General features: G+C 74.4%; 17 protein-coding genes and 1 pseudogene. 7 read left to right on the top strand and 11 right to left on the bottom strand.

Going from position 1 to position 17,983, the window contains the following annotated elements; genetic code table 11:
* The first annotated feature begins 186 nt into the window (after positions 1-186).
* Together BX286_RS31075 and BX286_RS31070 are read left to right on the top strand one after the other, a co-directional pair.
* The gene (locus tag BX286_RS31075; RefSeq protein WP_079430810.1) at positions 187-720 is read left to right on the top strand and encodes a sigma-70 family RNA polymerase sigma factor; all 534 of its coding nucleotides are present in this window, start codon (positions 187-189) and stop codon (positions 718-720) included.
* Between the two features lie 256 nt (positions 721-976).
* Positions 977-1,441: a hypothetical protein gene (locus BX286_RS31070; protein WP_121017780.1), complete on the top strand. Its 465-nt coding sequence runs from the start codon at positions 977-979 to the stop codon at positions 1,439-1,441.
* Positions 1,442-1,470: 29 nt separating this feature from the next.
* On the opposite strand, the gene BX286_RS31065 is transcribed toward BX286_RS31070, so the two are convergent.
* From BX286_RS31065 to BX286_RS31050, 4 genes are all read right to left on the bottom strand, one after another.
* Positions 1,471-1,857 carry a hypothetical protein gene (locus BX286_RS31065; RefSeq protein WP_100862354.1) on the bottom strand — a complete coding sequence of 129 codons (387 nt, stop codon included), beginning with the start codon at positions 1,855-1,857 and terminating at the stop codon, positions 1,471-1,473.
* A gap of 27 nt (positions 1,858-1,884) precedes the next feature.
* Positions 1,885-2,745: an Fpg/Nei family DNA glycosylase gene (locus BX286_RS31060; protein WP_121016982.1), complete on the bottom strand. Its 861-nt coding sequence runs from the start codon at positions 2,743-2,745 to the stop codon at positions 1,885-1,887.
* Positions 2,746-2,824: 79 nt separating this feature from the next.
* A complete protein-coding gene (locus BX286_RS31055) occupies positions 2,825-4,801 on the bottom strand; it encodes a SpoIIE family protein phosphatase (protein ID WP_079432086.1) in 1,977 nt (658 codons plus the stop codon).
* A gap of 94 nt (positions 4,802-4,895) precedes the next feature.
* Complete coding sequence (locus BX286_RS31050) at positions 4,896-6,557, bottom strand: DUF6777 domain-containing protein (protein WP_121016980.1); 1,662 nt, start codon at positions 6,555-6,557, stop codon at positions 4,896-4,898.
* A gap of 165 nt (positions 6,558-6,722) precedes the next feature.
* On the opposite strand from BX286_RS31050, the gene BX286_RS31045 reads away from it, so the two are divergent.
* From BX286_RS31045 to BX286_RS31035, 3 genes are read left to right on the top strand one after another with little or no spacing between them, the layout of a single operon-like run.
* A complete protein-coding gene (locus BX286_RS31045) occupies positions 6,723-7,601 on the top strand; it encodes a YndJ family protein (RefSeq protein WP_079430806.1) in 879 nt (292 codons plus the stop codon).
* A gap of 29 nt (positions 7,602-7,630) precedes the next feature.
* The gene (locus tag BX286_RS31040) at positions 7,631-8,164 is read left to right on the top strand and encodes a DUF1990 family protein (protein ID WP_079430805.1); all 534 of its coding nucleotides are present in this window, start codon (positions 7,631-7,633) and stop codon (positions 8,162-8,164) included.
* Between the two features lie 11 nt (positions 8,165-8,175).
* Positions 8,176-9,615 (top strand): lipase maturation factor family protein, encoded by a 1,440-nt coding sequence (locus tag BX286_RS31035; RefSeq protein WP_121016978.1) that lies wholly within the window; start codon positions 8,176-8,178, stop codon positions 9,613-9,615.
* Here the strand turns inward: BX286_RS31035 and BX286_RS31030 are convergent.
* Positions 9,595-10,590: an NAD-dependent epimerase/dehydratase family protein gene (locus tag BX286_RS31030; protein WP_121016977.1), complete on the bottom strand. Its 996-nt coding sequence runs from the start codon at positions 10,588-10,590 to the stop codon at positions 9,595-9,597. The genes BX286_RS31035 and BX286_RS31030 overlap by 21 nt on opposite strands.
* Before the next feature lie 204 nt (positions 10,591-10,794).
* Positions 10,795-10,962: a hypothetical protein gene (locus BX286_RS31025; protein WP_187344317.1), complete on the bottom strand. Its 168-nt coding sequence runs from the start codon at positions 10,960-10,962 to the stop codon at positions 10,795-10,797.
* Between the two features lie 291 nt (positions 10,963-11,253).
* Between BX286_RS31025 and BX286_RS31020 the strand changes: the two genes are divergently transcribed.
* A complete protein-coding gene (locus tag BX286_RS31020; protein ID WP_079430802.1) occupies positions 11,254-11,649 on the top strand; it encodes a hypothetical protein in 396 nt (131 codons plus the stop codon).
* 78 nt (positions 11,650-11,727) lie between these two features.
* On the opposite strand, the gene BX286_RS31015 is transcribed toward BX286_RS31020, so the two are convergent.
* Complete coding sequence (locus BX286_RS31015; RefSeq protein WP_079430801.1) at positions 11,728-13,221, bottom strand: SDR family NAD(P)-dependent oxidoreductase; 1,494 nt, start codon at positions 13,219-13,221, stop codon at positions 11,728-11,730.
* Here BX286_RS31015 and BX286_RS31010 point away from each other — a divergent pair.
* Positions 13,163-14,239: pseudogene (locus tag BX286_RS31010) on the top strand (DMT family transporter); the annotation flags it as partial. The gene BX286_RS31015 and the pseudogene BX286_RS31010 sit on opposite strands and share 59 nt — an antisense overlap.
* Positions 14,240-14,359: 120 nt before the next feature.
* Here the strand turns inward: BX286_RS31010 and BX286_RS31005 are convergent.
* The 4 genes from BX286_RS31005 to panD all read right to left on the bottom strand — a co-directional run bounded on the left by BX286_RS31005 (position 14,360) and on the right by panD (position 17,436).
* On the bottom strand, positions 14,360-15,709 hold the full coding sequence (locus tag BX286_RS31005; protein WP_121016975.1) for a transglycosylase family protein: 1,350 nt from the start codon (positions 15,707-15,709) through the stop codon (positions 14,360-14,362).
* Positions 15,710-16,036: 327 nt separating this feature from the next.
* Positions 16,037-16,666 (bottom strand): aspartate/glutamate racemase family protein, encoded by a 630-nt coding sequence (locus BX286_RS30995; RefSeq protein WP_121017779.1) that lies wholly within the window; start codon positions 16,664-16,666, stop codon positions 16,037-16,039.
* The gene (locus BX286_RS30990; protein ID WP_079430799.1) at positions 16,660-17,001 is read right to left on the bottom strand and encodes a GNAT family N-acetyltransferase; all 342 of its coding nucleotides are present in this window, start codon (positions 16,999-17,001) and stop codon (positions 16,660-16,662) included. Before BX286_RS30990 ends, BX286_RS30995 begins: the two co-directional genes overlap by 7 nt.
* 15 nt (positions 17,002-17,016) lie before the next feature.
* Complete coding sequence (gene panD / locus BX286_RS30985) at positions 17,017-17,436, bottom strand: aspartate 1-decarboxylase (protein ID WP_079430798.1); 420 nt, start codon at positions 17,434-17,436, stop codon at positions 17,017-17,019.
* Positions 17,437-17,983: the final 547 nt, after the last annotated feature.

The raw sequence follows: 17,983 nt of genomic DNA, 5'->3' as shown, positions 1-17,983 counted from the left end.
CGTCGTCCGGCGCGGCCGCCCACCGGACCACCCGGGTGCTTGGGCGCAACGGCGGCGCCGGACGGTTCCCGGGCGGCTCCGCGCAGGTGAGGGTGGGTGGAGCCGGACGACCAGGACCCGCCGGCCGGTCCCCGCAGACCTCCCCGCCCCCTCGCCCGCCCCGCGGATCCGGAAGGAGCCACCGACGTGCCGCCCTCCCCCACTCTCCAGCGCACGGAACCCGAGGCGCTCGCGGCACTGCAGCGCGAGCACGGGCGGGCCCTGTTCTACTTCCTGCTCGGGCTCACGGCGGGGGACGCGCAGCGCGCCGAGGACCTGGTGCAGGAAACCCTCGTCCGGGTCTGGCAGCACCCCGAGGTGCTGGCGACCGGGCACGAGTCCCTGCGCCCCTGGCTGTTCACCGTGGCCCGGCGCCTCGCGATCGACGCCCGGCGCGCCCGGCTGTCACGGCCCCAGGAGGTCGAGCCCGACGGCCTGGAGCAGGCGCCCGCGCCGGAGGACGCGGTGGCCGGCTCGGTCACCGCCATCGACGTGCGGCGGGCGGTCGGCAGCCTGGGGCAGGAGCACCGCGACGTACTGGTGCAGGTCTACTTCCAGGACCGCTCCGTGGCCGAGGCCGCGGCGGAGCTGGGCATCCCGGCCGGCACCGTCAAATCCCGTACGCACTACGCCCTGCGCGCGTTGCGCAAGGGGCTCCAGGGGTACGGGCTGGGGGCCTGAACCGGGCGCGCGGGCGCGCGGTCCGCCCCCGCACCGGTGGAGGAACACTCAAGGAACGCCCTCCACGCGCACGAACCGGACACAAACCACGCCGAAATCGGCATCAGTCCGTTCAAGTTGAGTAAACATCCCCCGTTGCGCGAGCCCGCCGGTGAAGGCTCGGGGATGACGGCGGCAGGCTCGACGCGCGGGAGAAGGTGGAACGGTGCAGCCCGAGGGTTCGAACGGCACCAGTGACGGCGGGCTGGCAGTGCCCATGGCCTGGCTCTACGCGGAGTACATCGCGGGCGAGCTGCTGCGCACGGGCCGGCTGATCCCGGTCAGCACCCTGGAGTTCCGTGCCGGACGGGACACGCTCGCGCTGACGATCTACCTCTCGGACGCGGCCGGCGAGCTCTCCGGGATCCGGGTCGTCTCACAGCTCGACGAGTGGCTGTCCCTGACGGCGTACGGGCACCCCTGGCGCGACTGGGTCCAGACCCGGTTCCTCACCCTGGGCGAGGAGGCCCGCGAGCGCGGCGGCGCCGAGGACCCCGACCTGGAACTGGCCCGGGCGGCCTGGCGCTGGCTGGAGCACACCGAGCTGTTCGCCACCCACCTCGACCCGGACCACCCCGCGCAGGCCGGCCCCCCGCCCGGGCTGGACGAGAACGCCCGCGTCTGGACCCCCGCCTGGCAGCTGGGGCTGCCGCTGGGCCACCTGGCGATGCACCTGTTCTGAGGGGCGGGGCGGCCCGGCCTCCGCGTGGGCTAACCGGTGGGGTCGGCGGGGTCGGTCACCAGACCGGTGAAGTCCGCCTCGTTGCGCTCGGCCCGGGCCACGTACCAGCGGGCGATCAGCCACATCACCGGGTACGCGACCAGCCCGAGCGCCACCCACACCAGCGGGCCCGCGGCCGCCCGGGGCAGCAGGGAGCCCAGCGGGAGCAGCCCGAGCACCAGGACCAGAACCGCCACCGCGCCCAGCGCCGCCCGCAGCTGGCTGCGCATCAGGGCGCGTACGTAGGTGGCGCCGAGGGTGGTCTGCTCGGAGATCTCCGAGCGGGCCGGGGCGTGGGCGGGCGGCCTGCGGCGGGCGGCGCGCGGGACTCCGGTGACGACCTCCCGCCGGGGCGGTGGCTGCTGCTGCTCGGCCATGGTGCCGGAGTCTACGCAGCGGGCCCGCTACTTGAGGAGGCGGGAGAGCCTGCGGTCGGCGAGCGGCTTGCCGCCCGTCTGGCAGGTGGGGCAGTACTGGAGCGAGGAGTCCGCGAACGAGACCGAGCGGACGGTGTCCCCGCAGACCGGGCAGCGCTCCCCGTCCCGGCCGTGCACGCGCAGCCCGCTCTTCTTCTCGGCCTTCAGCTGCCCGGCGGCCAGGCCGTGGGCCCGTTCGACGGCGGCCCGCAGGGTCTCGCGCACCGCCCCGTAGAGCTGGGTGACCTGCTCCTCGTCGAAGGAGGCGGCCTGCTTGAAGGGGGAGACGCGGGCGGCGTGCAGGATCTCGTCGCTGTAGGCGTTGCCGATGCCGGCGATCACGGACTGGTCCCGCAGGATCCCCTTGATCTGGCGGCGCTCACCGGTGAGGAGGGCGGCGAAGGCGTCCCGGTCGAAGCCGTCGGCGAGGGGGTCGGGGCCGAGGCGGGCGATGCCGGGGACCTCCTGGGGGTCGCGGACCACGTACACCGCGAGGCGTTTTTGCGTGCCCGCCTCGGTGAGGTCGAAGCCGGAGCCGCCGTCCAGGACCACGCGCAGGGCCAGCGGGCCCTTGCCGGGGCGGGGGGGCTGCGCGGGGAGGGAGTCCTGCCAGCGGAGCCAGCCGGCGCGGGCGAGGTGGGTGACGAGGTGGAGGGCGCCGATGCGGAGGTCGAGGAACTTGCCGTGGCGGGCCACGGGGCCGGCGGGCTGCCCCTCCAGGGCGGTGAGCGGGGGGTCGTAGGTCTTGAGCACGCTGACGGCGAGCGGGAGGACGCGTTCGACCACCCGCCCGGCGAGGTGTGCGTCGAGGAACTCCCTGAGCGCCTCGACCTCCGGTAGCTCCGGCATCCTCCCAGGGTGCCGCCCCCGCGGGGACCGCGCGACCCGGGCCGGGGACGGCGGGCGGCGCCGCGCGGGGCCGGGGCGGCTACACCGTGAACTCGCACCACACGCACTTGCCGCTCCCCCTCGGCTCCACCCCCCACACGTCCGCCAGCCGGTCCACCAGCATCAGGCCCCGCCCCGACACCCCCGCCTCGCCCGCCTCCCGTCGGCGCGGAAGGGCGCTGGAGCGGTCCTCCACCTCCACCCGCAGCCGCCGCTGCGGTCCGCTCAGGACGCGGAGGGTCACGATCGCCGGGCCGTCGGTGTGCATCAGGGCGTTGACGATCAGTTCGTCCGCGACCAGTTCGATCTCGTCGGCCCGGCTGCGCGCACCCCACGCCCGTACCGCCGTCCCGATCATGTGGCGGGCCGCCACAAGGGCCTCGGGGTCCCCCTGGGCGACGTGCTGCTGGAGCCGGCCGCCGCCGGCGCGTCCCGTGTCGTCGCCCTCGCGGCGCAGCAGCAGGAGGGCCATGTCGTCGTCCCCGCCCCGCTCGTCGGCCACCTCGCACAGCCGGTCGGCGAGGAGCTGGAGGTCGTCCGGTCCCTCGCGGACCATGCCGGTCAGCAGCCGGATGCCGTCGTCCAGGTCGGCTCCGGGCTGTTCCACCAGGCCGTCGGTGCACAGCAGGAGCGTTTCCCCGTAGTCCAGTTCGACCGTCGTCACCGGGTACTCGAGCCGGCCGAACTCCGCCGACAGCCCCAGCGGCATCCCTCCCTCCACCGGCAGCCGCCGGCACTCCCCGTCCCGGGTCCGCAGCAGCGGGTCGATATGGCCGGCGCGGACCACCTGGAGCACCCCGGTGGAGAGGTCGGCCTCGGCGTAGGTGCAGGTGGCGAAGCGGTCGGTGTCCAGTTCGTGCAGGAAGACCGAGGCGCGGGCCATCACCGTGCCCGGCGAGTGCCCCTCGGCGGCGTAGGCGCGCAGCACGATGCGCAGCTGCCCCATGACCGCGGCCGCGTGCGTGTCGTGGCCCTGGACGTCGCCGATGACGGCCCCGACGCGGCCGCCCGGCAGCGGGATGACGTCGTACCAGTCGCCGCCGATGTCCTGGCCCATCCTCGCGGACCGGTAGCGGACCGCGATCCGGGCGCCCGGGACGTCCGGTATACGGCGGGGCAGCATGGCCTGCTGGAGCCCTTCGGCCAGGTCGTGCTCCTGCTCCAGGAGCATGGCCCGCTGGAGGCTCTGGGCGATGCTGCTGCCCAGGGCGACCAGCAGGTTGCGTTCCTCCTGGGTGAAGCCCTCCTTGTCCTCGTACAGCAGGCCGAGGGCGCCGATCGGGCGGGCCTGGGCGATCAGCGGCAGGTAGGCGGCGGCCGAGATCCGCATGTACGAGATCTTCTCCCAGAGAGCGGGGTACCCCTCGGCGAACTCCTCGGCGGACTCCAGGAACCTCGGCTGGAGCGAGCGGACCACCTCGCTCATCGGGTACTCCTCGTCGATGCGCGTGTAGCGCGTGCCGGGGACGAAGCTTCCCTCCGGGCCTTCCGCCACGAGGTGGATCCGGCCCGCCTCGACCAGGCCCATCACCATGCCCATCGAGCCGAGCCGCTCCAGCCCGTGGGCGTCGCCGATGACGTCGATGACGTCCTTGACGGTACGGGCGTGCGCGAGCGCCGCGGTGGTGGATTCCACGACGGAGGTCTGGCGGCGGCGTTCCTCGTCCAGGCCGAGGCGTTCGGCAGAATGGCTCAGCTCCTCGGTGGCGTCGCGGACGATGCCGATGATGCGGAACGGGCGGCCGTCGCGGTCGCGCATGACGCGGCCCTGGGTGTGGGTCCAGCGGAGCCGGCCGTCACGGCAGCGGATGCGGAAGTAGGCGCCGTAGCTGTCGGAACCGTTCTTGAGCGCGCTGGAGACCAGCGCGTCCAGCCGGGCCGCCTCGGCGGGCGGGACGCGCCGGTTCAGCGTCTCCGGCCGCCCGTCGTAGTCGTCGGGCGGCGTGTCGAAGACGTCGAGCGCGGCCGTGTCCAGGTGCATGAGCCCGGTGACCAGGTCCCAGTCGAAACTGCCCATCCGGTTCAGTGACAGGGACCGGTCCGGGTGTGCGGGCCAGTCCTCCGGCAGCGATACGGTGCTCGGCACCGGTCCACCATGACACAGCGCGGGGTCAGGCGCTCTCCAGGTTGGGGCTCTGGTCGGCGCCCTGGTCGGTGCCAGGCTGCTGGTCAGGGAAGCCGAACGGGTCGGCGGGCGCGGCCGGCCCGGTGGTCGGTACGTCCTGGGGGTCCGGGGTCAGGCCGGGTTCGGCGGGGACGGGGGCGAGGGGGGCGGTGGGGGCGGTGGGAACGTCCGAGAAGGGGTCGGCGGGGGTGGTGGTGCCGCTGGGGAGGTCGCCGGGGGGCGGGGTGGCGGGCGCCTGCGGAGGGGTCTGCCCGCCGGGGGCGGTGGGGGCGGAGTCGGACGGGCAGGGGGTGGTGGGCGTGGGGCCGGTGGCGGAGGGCGGTCCGGGCACGCCGGCCTCGCCCGGGACGCCGGGTTCGGCGGGGACGGGCAGCTGCTCGTCCAGGGGCCCGGCCTGGGCCGGGGCTCCCGGCGGGCCGGCGGCGGGCGGGGCGTCCAGGGGTGCGGTCTCGGCGGGCGCGCCCAGGGGTCCGGCCTGCCCGGGCAGGTCCAGCGGCGGGGCGGTCTCGGGAAGGTGCTGCGCGCCGGCGGAGGGGACGTCCAGCGGCGGGGCGGTCTCGGGAAGGTGCTGCGCGCCGGCGGAGGGGGCGTCCAGGGGCGGGGCCGTCTCCGGCAGGTGCTGCCCGCCGGTGGAGGGGGCGTCCAGCGGCGGGGCCGTCTCCGGCAGGGGCTGCGGGCCGGTCGGTGGGGGCTGGTCCGAGGGCGGGCCGGACGGCGGGGCGGGAGGTGCCGTCGGCGGGGCGGTCCGGGGCGGGCCGGAGGTGCCTGCCGTGGCGCAGGGGTCGGAGGGGTCGTCCGGCGGGGTCGGGGGGCTGTTGGGGATGCCCTCGGCCGGGTCGTAGGGGGGCGGTACCTTCGGCGCCTTGTCCTGGGCGCCGTCGTCACCGGCCTTCCGCTCGATCCAGGTGTTGTCGGCGAGGTTGACGATGACCAGCCTCTTGATCGGCTGGATGGTGGGTTCGATGACGACGACCTGGTTGGGCCGGTAGCCGTTCCACTGCTCCCCCTTGAGCACCGGGTTCCCCTTGGCGGAGCGGGGGGCGGCCAGCGGGTTGCCGCAGCCGCAGCGGACCCTCGGCATGCCGTGGTCGTCCACGAGGACGGCCGTGCCGGCCTGGAGGACGGACTGGTAGCCGTCGGCGTGGCCGTCGCGGAAGCCGTGGTTGGTGATGCGGGTGTCGGCGCGCAGCACCACGGGGGTGAGGCCGCGCAGGAACTCGGGGATCTTCTCCTGTTCGATGCCGGTGGCCTGGGCGAAGGCCCGGGCCTTGGCGTCGTCGGCGGTGAGGTAGGCCGCCTGGCGTTCGACGTCGCAGCTGCCGAGCCGGTTCGTTCCGCCGTACAGGCCGGGGGTGGCGGCCCCGACCGTGCGGATGCCCTGGCCGGACTTGTTCGGCACGGGGGGCTGTACGGGGGCCGACTCGGCCGTTGAGGTGGAGGCGGTGAAGGGGTCGGGTCCGGCGGCGCCCACCGGCTGGAGGGTGAGCTCCTGGCTCTCGGCCGCGGCGCCCTTGGTCTGCTCCGGCTCCTGCGCGCCGCACCCGGCGGCGATCAGGCCGAGGAGCGCCAAGACGGCGGCGCCGGCCGGTACATGACGGCGCGGCGCCTGACGGGATGTCGGTGCGGGCACGTCGTTCTCGTCGTTCACGCTGGATCTCCCTTTTCGCCCCGGTTGCTCCTCTCTTGTCTGCCGCATCAGCCCCGGGGCCGCAACCGGAGTTCCGGCAGATGCACGCCTCCCGCGCATTGAACGCGTTCAAGAAAAGCCCTAGGGTGGCGCTCAGCATCCTTGAACACGTTCAAAGGAGTGGTCGTGACCGTACTCGTGAACCTGATCGTCGCCCTGGGGATGCTCTACGCCGTCCCCGTCGGCCTGCGGCTGATCGATCCGGCCGGGCTGCGCCGGGCCGTCCGGCTGTGGCCGTGGGCGGCCGCCCCGGGTGCGCTGTCGCTGTGGCTGCCGCGCGGGGGCGCCGCCACCGCGCTCGCCGCCCTGTACGCGGCCGCCGCCCTGGCCCTCCTGTGCGCGGCCGGGGCCCGGCTGCGCCGCGGGGCCGCCCGGGCGCGGTCCGGGGGCGCCCGCTTCCCCGCCCCGGCCGAGGTGGCGGTGCTGACCGCCCTGGCCTCGCCCTCGGTCGCCGCGACCGCCCTGGTCGCCGAGCGGGCGGGGTACCGGCTCTTCGGCTTCGACCTGGGCGTCCTGGCCCTGACCGTCCCGCACTTCCACTTCGCCGGGTTCACGGCCGCCCTCGTCGCCGGGCTGGTGTGCCGGTCGGCGGCTGCGGCACACCGGGCGCGCTGGGCGGCGTACAGCGTGCCGGCGGGGACGCTGCTCGTGCTGCTCGGGTACTTCGTGGACGACTGGGCCGAGCTGCTGGGTGCGGTCGTGCTGACGGGGGGCATGTGGACGGTGGCGCTGGTGACCTGGCGCGAGCTGCGGCCCGCCGCCCGGGACCGGGTGACGGGCGCGCTGCTCACGGTCTCGTCCTCGGTACTGGCGGCGACGATGCTGCTCGCCCTGTGGTGGGCCGCCGGCGAGGCCACCGGCGTCGTCCACCCGACCCTGACCTGGATGGCCGCCACCCACGGCCTCGGCAACGCGCTGGGCTTCGCCCTGTGCTCGCTGCTGGCGTGGCGGCGGCTGGCCGCCGACCGGGACTCCGGCAGCCGCCCGGCGCCCGTCCCCGCCTGACCCCGACCGCACCCCGAACGGAGACCCCCGTGACCCGCCTCACCAGCACCGGCCGCAGCGTCCTCAGTTACCCCGACCGGGGCGCCACCCGCTTCCGGCCGCTGCCCGAGGGCTACCACCACCTGCACTACCGCGCCCGCGTCGGGCACGGCCGGGCGGCCTTCGAGGCGGCCGGCGCGGCCGTCTCCTCCTTCCGGATGCACCGGGCGACCGGCGCGAGCGTCCGGGCCGACGGCCCGGCCGTCCCGGGGGCCCGGGTGGAGATCGGCCTCGGCGTCGGCCCGCTGCGGATCACCGTGCCCTGCGAGGTGATCTGGACCCCGGACTCCCCCGGCCGCCTGGCCGGCTTCGCCTACGGGACCCTGGCCGGGCATCCGGAGAGCGGGGAGGAGTCCTTCCTCGTGGAGCTGGCCGCCGACGGCACCGTGTGGTTCGAGGTGACCGCCTTCAGCCGCCCCGCCGTCTGGTACACGCGCCTGGCGGGACCGCTCGTCCCCGTCCTCCAGCGGGCCTACGCCCGCCTCCTCGGCCGCCGCCTGCGCGCGCTGGCCGCCGCCGTCTGATACTGGAGTCGATGGACTGGTTCACCGCCCCCGGGTACTGGCTGGGCCGGCTGGTCTTCCAGCGGGCCCTGGCCGGGGTGTACCTCTTCGCCTTCGCCGGGGCCGCCCTGCAGTTCCGGGCCCTGATCGGCGCGCACGGCATGCTGCCCGTCCCGCGCTACGTGCGGTACGTGCCGTTCCGGCACGCTCCGAGCCTGTTCCAACTGCGCTACTCCGACGGGCTCTTCGCCGGCTGCGCCTGGACCGGCGCGGCCCTGTCGGCGGCCCTCGCGGCGGGGGCCGGGGACCTGGTGCCGCTGGGCGCGGCGATGGGGATGTGGGCGGTGCTGTGGCTGCTCTACCTGTCGATCGTCAACGTGGGCCAGACCTGGTACTCCTTCGGCTGGGAGTCGCTCCTGCTGGAGGTGGGCTTCCTCGCGGTGTTCCTGGGGAACGCCCGGGCGGGGCCGCCGGTGCTGGTGCTGTGGCTGCTGCGGTGGGTGCTGTTCCGGGTGGAGTTCGGCGCCGGGCTGATCAAGATGCGCGGGGACGTCTGCTGGCGGCAGCTGACCTGCCTCTACCACCACCACGAGACCCAGCCGATGCCGGGGCCGCTGAGCTGGTTCTTCCACCATCTGCCCAAGCCGCTGCACCGGGTGGAGTGCGCCGCGAACCACGTCACGCAACTGGCGGTCCCGGTGCTGCTGTTCACCCCGCAGCCGGTGGCCTCGTACGCGGCCGGGATCATGATCGCCACCCAGCTGTGGCTGGTGCTCTCGGGGAACTTCGCCTGGCTGAACTGGCTGACGATCACGGTGGCCCTGTCGGCCGTGGACTTCACCGGGCTCGCCGGCCCGCCCCCCGCGGCGGCCTCGCGCGGGGCGCCCCTCTGGTACGTGGTCCTGGTGTGCGCCGTGACCGTGCTGGTGCTGGTGCTGAGCCGGCACCCGGTGCTGAACATGGTCTCCCGGCGGCAGGTGATGAACCGCTCCTTCGACTCCCTGCACCTGGTCAACACCTACGGGGCCTTCGGCACGGTGGGCCGGATCCGCGACGAGGTGGTGGTCGAGGGGACCGCTGACCGCATCCCCCGCGAGGACGGCGACTGGCGGGAGTACGGCTTCAAGGGCAAGCCCGGTGAACTGCACCGGATCCCGCGCCAGTTCGCCCCTTACCATCTGCGGCTCGACTGGCTGATGTGGTTCGCGGCCCTCTCCCCCGGCTACGCGCGGGACTGGTTCGGGCCGTTCGTGGAGCGGCTGCTGGCGGGCGACCGGGACACGCTGCGGCTGCTGCGCCACAACCCCTTCCCGGACGCCCCGCCGCGCTTCGTGCGGGCCAGGCTGTACCGCTACCGGTTCACCACCTGGCGGGAGCTCCGCGAGACGGGCGCCTGGTGGCACCGCAGGCTGCTGCGGGAGTACATGCCGCCGACCCGGCTCGCGGAGGCCTCATCGGCCGAGCCCGAGTAGCGCCGCCTCCCGCTCGGGATCGATGCCCTTGGCCGAGCGGTCGGGCCGCATGGGTGCGGTACCGCCGATCGACCGGAGCCAGGCCCAGGTGTCGGCGACGGTCTCCTCGACCGGGCGGCACTTCAGGCCGGCGGCGAGGGCCTTGGTGACGTCGCTGCGGAACATGTGGTCGTGGAGTTCGCCCGGGGGAAGCCAGCAGGGCAGCTCGGTCCAGGGCTCGATGCCCGCCTCGGCGATGCGTTCCGGGTCGGTCCAGCGGAGCTCGGCGGTGCCTCCCGTGACGGCGGCGCACGCTTCGAGGAAAGCGCCCATGGTGGTGTGCCCGGGGGCGGAGACCGTGTCGTACGGGCCGCCGAGGCCGGCTTCCGCGGCGTCGAGGGTCCAGTGCGCGAGGTCGCGTACGTCGATGTACTGCATCGGCAGGTCGCGGGGGCCGGGGGCGAGGGTGGGGCCGCCGCGCGCGGTGCGGCCCAGCCACCACGGCAGCCGGCCGACGTTCTCGTAGGGGCCGAGGATCAGGCCGGCGCGCACCAGGAGGGCGCGGTCGCCGAAGGCGGCGGTGGCGGCGAGCTCGCCGCCGCGCTTGTCCTCGGGGTAGGCGGTGGCTCCGGCGTCGGGCGAGCCCTCCACCACGGGGCCGTCCTCCGTCAGGCCGGCCGGTGCCGGGTAGGTGTAGACGGAGCGGGTGGAGACGTAGGTGTAGTGTCCGGCGCGGCCGGCGAGCAGGCGGGCGGTGTCGCGCACGGCGGTGGGGGCGCCGCTCCAGGTGTCGACGACGAGGTCCCAGCCGGCGCCGTCGGCGAGGGCGTCCAGGCCCCCGGGGGCGGTGCGGTCGCCGTGGACGGCGCGGACGCCGGCGGGCGGGGCGTGGTGGCCCCGGTGGAAGGCGGTGACCTCCCAGCCCCGGTCCAGGGCGTCCTCGGTGATCGCGCGGCCGACGAACTCGGTTCCGCCCAGCATCAGCAGCTTCTTCATGCCGGTCAGCCTGCCCGGGCGGGCGGGGCGGGAAAAGCCGTGATCGCCGTCAGCGATGACGCTGAGGGCTGATCGGGAACGGGAACCTCCGGCCGGGTCCGGCCGGTCGCGCCGCGCCCCGCCACCATGGGGGGCGGGGCGGGGGCGTGGGGCGCGCCGTGGGCCGGTGGCTCTGGCGGGGTCCGGCCCGGGCGCGTGCGGGCCCTAGTCGATGCCGGGCAGGATGTGCGGCTCGGCGAGGTCGTCCTCGTAGCCCGCCAGCCGGATGGGGGCGGATCGGGCCCAGACCTCGAGGCTGCCGAGTTCGTCGGAGCGGGTGGGCGCCCGTCCCGTCAGCTCCATGGTCGGGTTCGGCTTCGTCGTCTCAGTCACCGCGAACTCCCTTGTGTCGCGTAACCCGGCAGGCTCGACCGCATGCCGGATAGGGAAATTAAAAGGTCTTCCGGACGCGGTGGCGCCTTGGTGGAGCGGATCCCGGGTGGGGATCCTTGCGCCTCAGAGTACACATATGAGCGGGGTGCCGCTCGATGGAACGGTAAAATCCACGCTGGACCGCTTGTTTTCGCCGCGAGTTCAGGAAGTCGCCCTCCGGCGTGTCCACCAGGGCTGATCTGCTCGGCGGGGGCGGCGGCGTGCGAGCGCGGACGACGGAGGGAAGCGGCGATGGCCAGGTCAGGGGTGCCCGCGATCGGCAGTGTCGACGAGCTTATGGAACTGCTGCACGCCCGCCACGGCGGGCCGGACGCGCCCGACCGGGACCTGGGGCTGCGGACCGCGGCCCTGCTGCGCCGCTCGCACCCGTACGACAAGGAGCTCCAGGTGGCCGGGCTGGTCCACGGCCTGGGCGGGCTCCCCGGGGCGGAGGCGGCCGAGGCGGTCCGCCCGCTGCTGGGCGACCGGGTGGCCCGGCTGCTGCGAGGGCCCACGGCCGCGGGCGAGGACGCGGAGGCCCTGCACCGGGCCGCGGAGGCGGGGCGGGCGGCGGGGCTGGACGCCGGGGTCGTCGATGACTGGCGTCCGGTGCTCGAACTCGTCGCGGCGGGGGCCTACCAACTCTGACGCCGGGATTGACCCGAACGGATGACGGGCCGGCCCCGTCCCGCGCGGAGGCGGGGAAGGGGCCGGCCCGTGGTACGGCTACCAGTTGGCGGGCGCGTAGTCCTTGAGGAAGACGCCGTACAGGTCCTCGCCGGCCTCGCCCCGGACGACCGGGTCGTAGACCCTGGCCGCGCCGTCGACCAGGTCGAGGGGCGCGTGGAAGCCCTCCTCGGCCAGGCGCAGCTTGTCGAAGTGCGGGCGCTCGTCGGTGATCCAGCCGGTGTCGACCGAGGTCATCAGGATGCGGTCGGTCTGGAACATCTCCTGGCCGCTGGTCCGCGTCACCATGTTCATCGCGGCCTTGGCGGCGTTGGTGTTCGGGTGCCCCGCGCCCTTGTAGCCGCGGCTGAACACGCCCTCCATCGCGGAGACGTTGACCACGTAGGCCCGGCCGCTGGAGGCCTTGCGGGCGGCGTCGGCCATCGACGCGCGCAGCGCGCTGATCAGGATGAAGGGGGAGGTGTAGTTGCACAGCTGGGTCTCGAGCAGCTCCACCGGGGAGATCTGGTCGATGGTCTGCACCCAGGTGTTGCTCTCCACGACGTCGGGCAGCAGGCCGCCCGCGTCGATGGCGGTGCCGGCGAGGTGGCGCTCCAGGCTGGCGTTGCCCGCGACGAGGGCGAGGTCGGCGACCTTCTGCGCCTCCAGCCCGCTGACCCCGACGGGCAGCGCCGCCAGGCCGTCGACCGCACCCGAGTTGAAGGCGCCGATGACGTGGTGGGCGGGGAGCTCGCCGGCCGGCAGCGGGGCGCTCTCGCCCTCGACCAGCGCGGCGTAGGCGGTGGGCAGGCGGCGCACGGTCTGCGTCGCGTTGTTGATCAGGATGTCCAGCGGGCCGGCCTCGGCGACCTGCTCGGCGAGGGCGACGGCCTGGGCGGGGTCGCGCAGGTCGATGCCGACGACCTCCAGGCGGTGCATCCAGTCCGCCGAGTCCTCCATCGCCTTGAAGCGGCGGATGGCGTCCTTGGGGAAGCGGGTGGTGATCGTGGTGTGGGCGCCGTCACGCAGCAGCCGCAGCGCGATGTACATGCCGATCTTGGCCCGGCCGCCGGTGAGGAGCGCGCGCTTGCCGGAGAGGTCGGCGCGGGCCTCGCGCTTGGCCCGGTTCTGGGCGGCGCAGTCCGGGCAGAGCTGGTGGTAGAAGTAGTCGACCTCGACGTAGCGCGTCTTGCAGACGTAGCAGGAGCGCGGGCGCTGGAGTATCCCGGCGATCCGGCCGGACTCGGTGACCGAGGTGGGCAGGAGACCCTCGGTCTCGTCGTCGATGCGCTCGGCGGAGCCCGTGGCGGTGGCCTCCGTGACGGCCTTGTCGTTGGCGGTCTTGGCGGCGCGGCGCTCCTGGCGGCGGCGCTGCTTGACCGTACGGTAGATGCCGGCGGTGGCGCGGCGTACGGTGATGGCGTCGGGGTGGTCGACGTCGATCTTGTCGAGCTCGTCGAGCACGCTGAGGCAGACGGCGAGGCGCTCGGGGTCGATGCCCGGCCCGTATGCCTGGTTGTCTCCGGTGTCGGTTTCGGTATCGGTCACCGTCATGGCCGCTGCCGTTCCTTGCTCGCTCGTCCGCGTCCGCCTGCTGCGGAAGTCCCGAAACGGAAACTGTACGGATCCGACACGCCCGGGACCAAACCCGTTCGCGGTACCCTCACCGACCGCGAGCGTCCTGTCACGGTATGGAAGGGGATCAGGTCCTTCGTCCCCGCGGGCGCGGCTTGCGCGTACTCCCTCTGGTGTATGCCAGGAGGATGACTCGGGCTTCGATCAAGGGGCCCGTGGACGGATGAACCAGGGGCCCGGTTGCGGCATGGTGGATCCCATGAGTGCCCTGGCCCTGTCGGTTCTGCTCTGCCTGGTGTCGGCCGTCGCGTACGCGGGCGGCGCGATCCTCCAGGAACACGTCGCGGCGAGCTCCGCGCAGCGCCGCGCCGTGGCCGCGCTGCGCCGCCCGGGCTGGTGGGCGGCGGTCACCCTGAACTGCCTGGGCGCCCTGCTGCACGTGGTGGCGCTGGCGTACGGGCCGCTGAGCCTGGTCCAGCCGCTCGGTGCGCTGACCATCGTCTTCGCGCTGCCGATGGCGGCCGCGTTCGTGGGGCGCCGGGCGGGTGCGGCGGCCTGGCGCGGGGCGGTGCTCGCGACGGTGGGGCTGGCCGGGCTGCTGGCCCTGACGGGCGGGGAGGGCCGGGGGCGTCAGGCCCTGGCCGGCGGGGAGCGGGGCCTGCTGCTGACGGTGACGGCGGTGGCGGTGTCCGTGCTGGTGCTCGCCTCGGGGCGGATGCGGCGGGCGGTGCTGCGCAGCGTGCTGCTGGCGGCGGCGGCCGGGACGGCCTTCGGGATGGCCTCGGTGTTCACGAAGTCGGTGGCGGAGAGCCTCGCGCCCGGCGGGCTGCTGGGGACGTGGCCGGACCTGGCGGCGATCGCCGTGCTGGCGGCGTTCGGGCTGCTGCTGTCGCAGGCCGCCTACCGGGGCGCGGGGCTGACGGCGCCGCTGGCCACGGTGACGGTGGTGAACCCGGTGGTGGCGGCGGCCGTGGGGGTCACCCTGTTCGAGGAGGGCTTCCGGTACGGGACCGCCGGGGCGGTGGCGGCGCTGGCGAGCGGCGTGCTGGCGGCGGCCGGCCTGATCCTGCTCACGGCCGTGCCGCCGCACGTGCGGGGGTCAGATCCCGCGTACGCCTCAGATGCCGACGCCCTTGCCGCGGAGGTACTTCAGCGGGTCGATGTCGGAGCCGTAGGCGGGGCTGGTGCGCATCTCGAAGTGCAGGTGGGGTCCGGTGGTGTTGCCCGTCGAGCCGGAGCGGCCGATCCGCTGGCCTCCGGAGACCTGCTGGCCGGCCTTGACGCCGAGCGCGGAGAGGTGGGCGTACTGGGAGTAGCGGCCGTCGGCGTGCTTGATGACGACCTGGTAGCCGTAGGCACCGGCCCAGCCGGCCGACTCGACGGTGCCGGGGCCGACGGCCTTGATGGCGGTCCCGGTCGGCACGGGGAAGTCGACGCCCGTGTGGTAGCCGCTCGACCAGGAGGAGCCCGCGACGTGGTAGGCGGTGCCGAGGCCGGCGTCGACGGGGGCGGTGAACCCTCCCGAGGCGGGCTTCTGCTCCGTTGAGGCGGGCTTCTCGGCGGGCTCGGCGGGCGGCTGCGCGGGCTTGGCGGCCTGCTCGGGCCCGGGTTTGGCCTCGGGTTTGGCCTGGGGCTTGCCGTCGGGCTTGGTCTCGGGCTTGGTCTCGGGCTTGGTCTCGGGCTTGTCCTGCTGCCCGGCCGGCTCCACGGGCTTGACCGGCTCGGCGGTGCGCGGCGGCTTCTCGGGGTTCTGCGCGGGGGGCGCGGCGGTGATCCGGAGGGTGAGCCGCTGGCCCGGGAAGATCATGTCCGGGTTGCCGCCGACAGTCTGCCGGTTGGTCTCGTACAGGGCCTGCCAGCCGCCCTCGACGTGCTGCTGGGAGGCGATGCTCGACAGCGAGTCCCCGGGGGCGACCACGTACGGGTTCGGCAGCACGGTGGTGCCGGTCGGGTGGGGCATGCTGACGGGGGTGCCGGTGGTGGCCTTCGTCGGCTGGATCCGGTCCTTGGGCGCCTGCTGCTGCGGCTGCGCGGCGGGTTTGGCGGCCGGCTTGGCGGCGGGCCCGGTCTGCCCGCCCGGGGCGGCCGCGCTGCGGCTGAGCCCGGCCTGGGGCCCGCAGGCGGGCCAGGCCCTGGGCCCCTGCCCCTTGAGCACCTTCTCCGCGACGGCGATCTGCTGGTCCTTGGTGGCCAGGTCGGCACGCGGGGCGTAGGCGGTGCCGCCGAACTCGCGCCAGGTGCTCTGACTGAACTGGAGCCCGCCGTAGTAGCCGTTGCCGGTGTTGGTCTGCCAGTTGTTGGTCGACTCGCAGGCGGCGACCTTGTTCCAGGTGTCGACGGCGGCCGCCTGGGCGTCCCCGGCGCCGATGAGGGGGAGGGCGATACCGGCGCCACCTGCGGTGACGACGAGCGAGGCCCGGTTGATGCTGCTCGGCTGATACCGGCGGTGCCGGCCCCGTACACCCATGGGAGAGCCCCCCTGGAAGACATCAGGAACCGCACAACCTAACGGCGCCCCGATGTCCTGACAAGGGCCACAACCAGCCGTTGTGCCACCGCAGTTGACCGCGCGCCGGGCTCAGCTCAACGGACCCGGCTGCGGGATCGGAGCGGGTCCCGGCGGCGGGGGTACGGGGTCGGGCTCGGGGAACGGCGGCGGTACGGGCGGCACCGGCCGCGGCACCGGCCCGGGTCCCGGAAGCGGCGGGTCCGGCGAGGGGACGGGCTCCGGCTCGGGGACCGGGGGCTGTGTCTGCTCTGCGTTTCGCACCATAGCCCCCACCTTCCCCCGATCTCAGCCCGTATGCCCGCCGAGCAGCGCGGCCGCCAGCCCGGCGGCCGGGCTGGACAGCACGGGTACCCGCGTCCGCGCGAGGCGGGCGGCCCCGGCCATGGAAGCCTGCGCCAGCACGATGACGTCGGCGTCCTCGACCGCCTCCGCCGCCCGCGCCACCACCTCCAGGTAGCCGTCGCCGTCTCCGGCCTCGAACCGCTCCCAGGCCCCGTCCACCAGCCGGCCGCGCACCCTCACCGGCCGCCCGGCGGCCTCCTGCGCGATCAGCTCCCCGGTCGGTCCGAGCGTCGACTCCACCGCGGCCAGCACGACGATCCGCGGGCCGAGCCGTACGGCCTCGGCCGCCATGGGCCGGTCCACGCGCGACACGGGCACGCCGAGCAGGGGCCCCAGCGACTCCGCGACCGCCCCCACCGTCGAACAGGTGACGAGCACGGGCCCGCGGACCCCCTCCAGCACCTCGCGCGCCTGCCCCGCCACCGCCTCCGGCCCGAGCTCCCGGGCGCGGTCGAGCAGCTCGGGAACCACCAGGTGCCGCAGCACGGCCCCCGGATGCGTCTGGTCCCGCAACGCGTCGAAGACGGGGACGTGCACCGGCGAGGTGTGCAGGAGGGTCAGCCCGGTCACCAGAGGGCCGAGTCCCGGTCCAGCTGCGCGATGGCGGCGTCGACGACCTCGCCCGGCGCCACGGGCGCCCGCTCGGGGTGCTTGGCGGCCCACCGGGCGGCGTAGGGGCAGAGCGGCACGACAGCCACCCCCTCCTCCGCGGCGATCTCGTAGAACCGGCTCACCAGGTCCCCGGCGATCCCCCGCCCCTCGTGCCCCGGCTCGACGACCGTGTGCACGGCCACCAGCGCGTGCGGCTGCGCCTCCAGCACGAAGTAGGCGATGAAGCCCACCACCGCGTCGTCCTCGACGGCCAGCAGCCGCCCCGCCTTGCGCTCGTCCAGCAACTCGATCGCCATGGTCCCCGACTCCCCTCAGCCAGCCACCGCGTGGGGGCTGCGCTCCTGGTCCGTTCCCGGCACGGGGGCGGACGGGTCCGCCCCCAGCTCGATGATCCTGTTGTCCCCGTCCACGTGCACGACGCGCGGCTTGAGCGCCCGCGCCTCGGCGTCCTCGACCTGCGCGTAGCTGATCAGGATGACCAGGTCCCCCGGGTGCACGAGGTGCGCCGCGGCCCCGTTGATCCCGATGACCCCGGACCCCCGCTCCCCCTCGATGACGTACGTCTCCAGCCGCGCGCCGTTGGTGATGTCCACGATGTGGACGAGCTCCCCCGGCAGCAGATCGGCGGCGTCGAGCAGGTCGGCGTCGACGGTCACGGACCCGACGTAGTGCAGGTCGGCCTGGGTGACGGTGGCCCGGTGGATCTTGGACTTGAACATGGTGCGAAGCATGCGAATACTCCCGGTGTGTCTGCTCCCTGCCTGCTTCGCGCAGGTCAAGGGCGGTCTCGGCACCCTACAACGATTCGCGTGTTCGGTCAGCTTCCCCAGGATTTTCCAGGACTCATGCTGACCGACTGCTGACTTTTCCGACGCACCGCCAGGCCGCTGCGCCGGCTATTTCGCGTCCTCTGACTCCCTGCCGGACTCGTGGTTCCCCTCCAAGGTGAAGAAAGGGCCTGGTCATATCCGGAGGCACGGGACAGCAGGAGGCTCCACCGATGCAAACTGGCGCGATGCCGGCCGGCCCGGGTGTCGGCTGCAGGATGGGAGCAGCCTGGGGAGCAATGGACTTCTTTGGGTTGGCCATTGATCTGGGCGTGACCCTGGCGCGGTAGCAGCGGAAGTCGGCACCGCGGAAGCGCAGTCCCCGCGGGTCGGAGGAGGAGTTGGTGCGCCGCTCCCCGTCGTACGGGCGGCCCTGCGCGCCGCCTGCATGGCCGCGGTGCCGTTGACGGCGCGCACGCCGACGGCCCCCGTCGCAGTCAGGAAAGCACGC

It is taken from the genome of Streptomyces sp. 3211.6 (genome assembly GCF_003634815.1).
Lineage (GTDB): Bacteria > Actinomycetota > Actinomycetes > Streptomycetales > Streptomycetaceae > Streptomyces > Streptomyces katrae_A.
The sequence above is the reverse complement of the archived record's forward strand: the minus strand, read 5'-3'. Positions and strand labels throughout refer to the sequence as shown.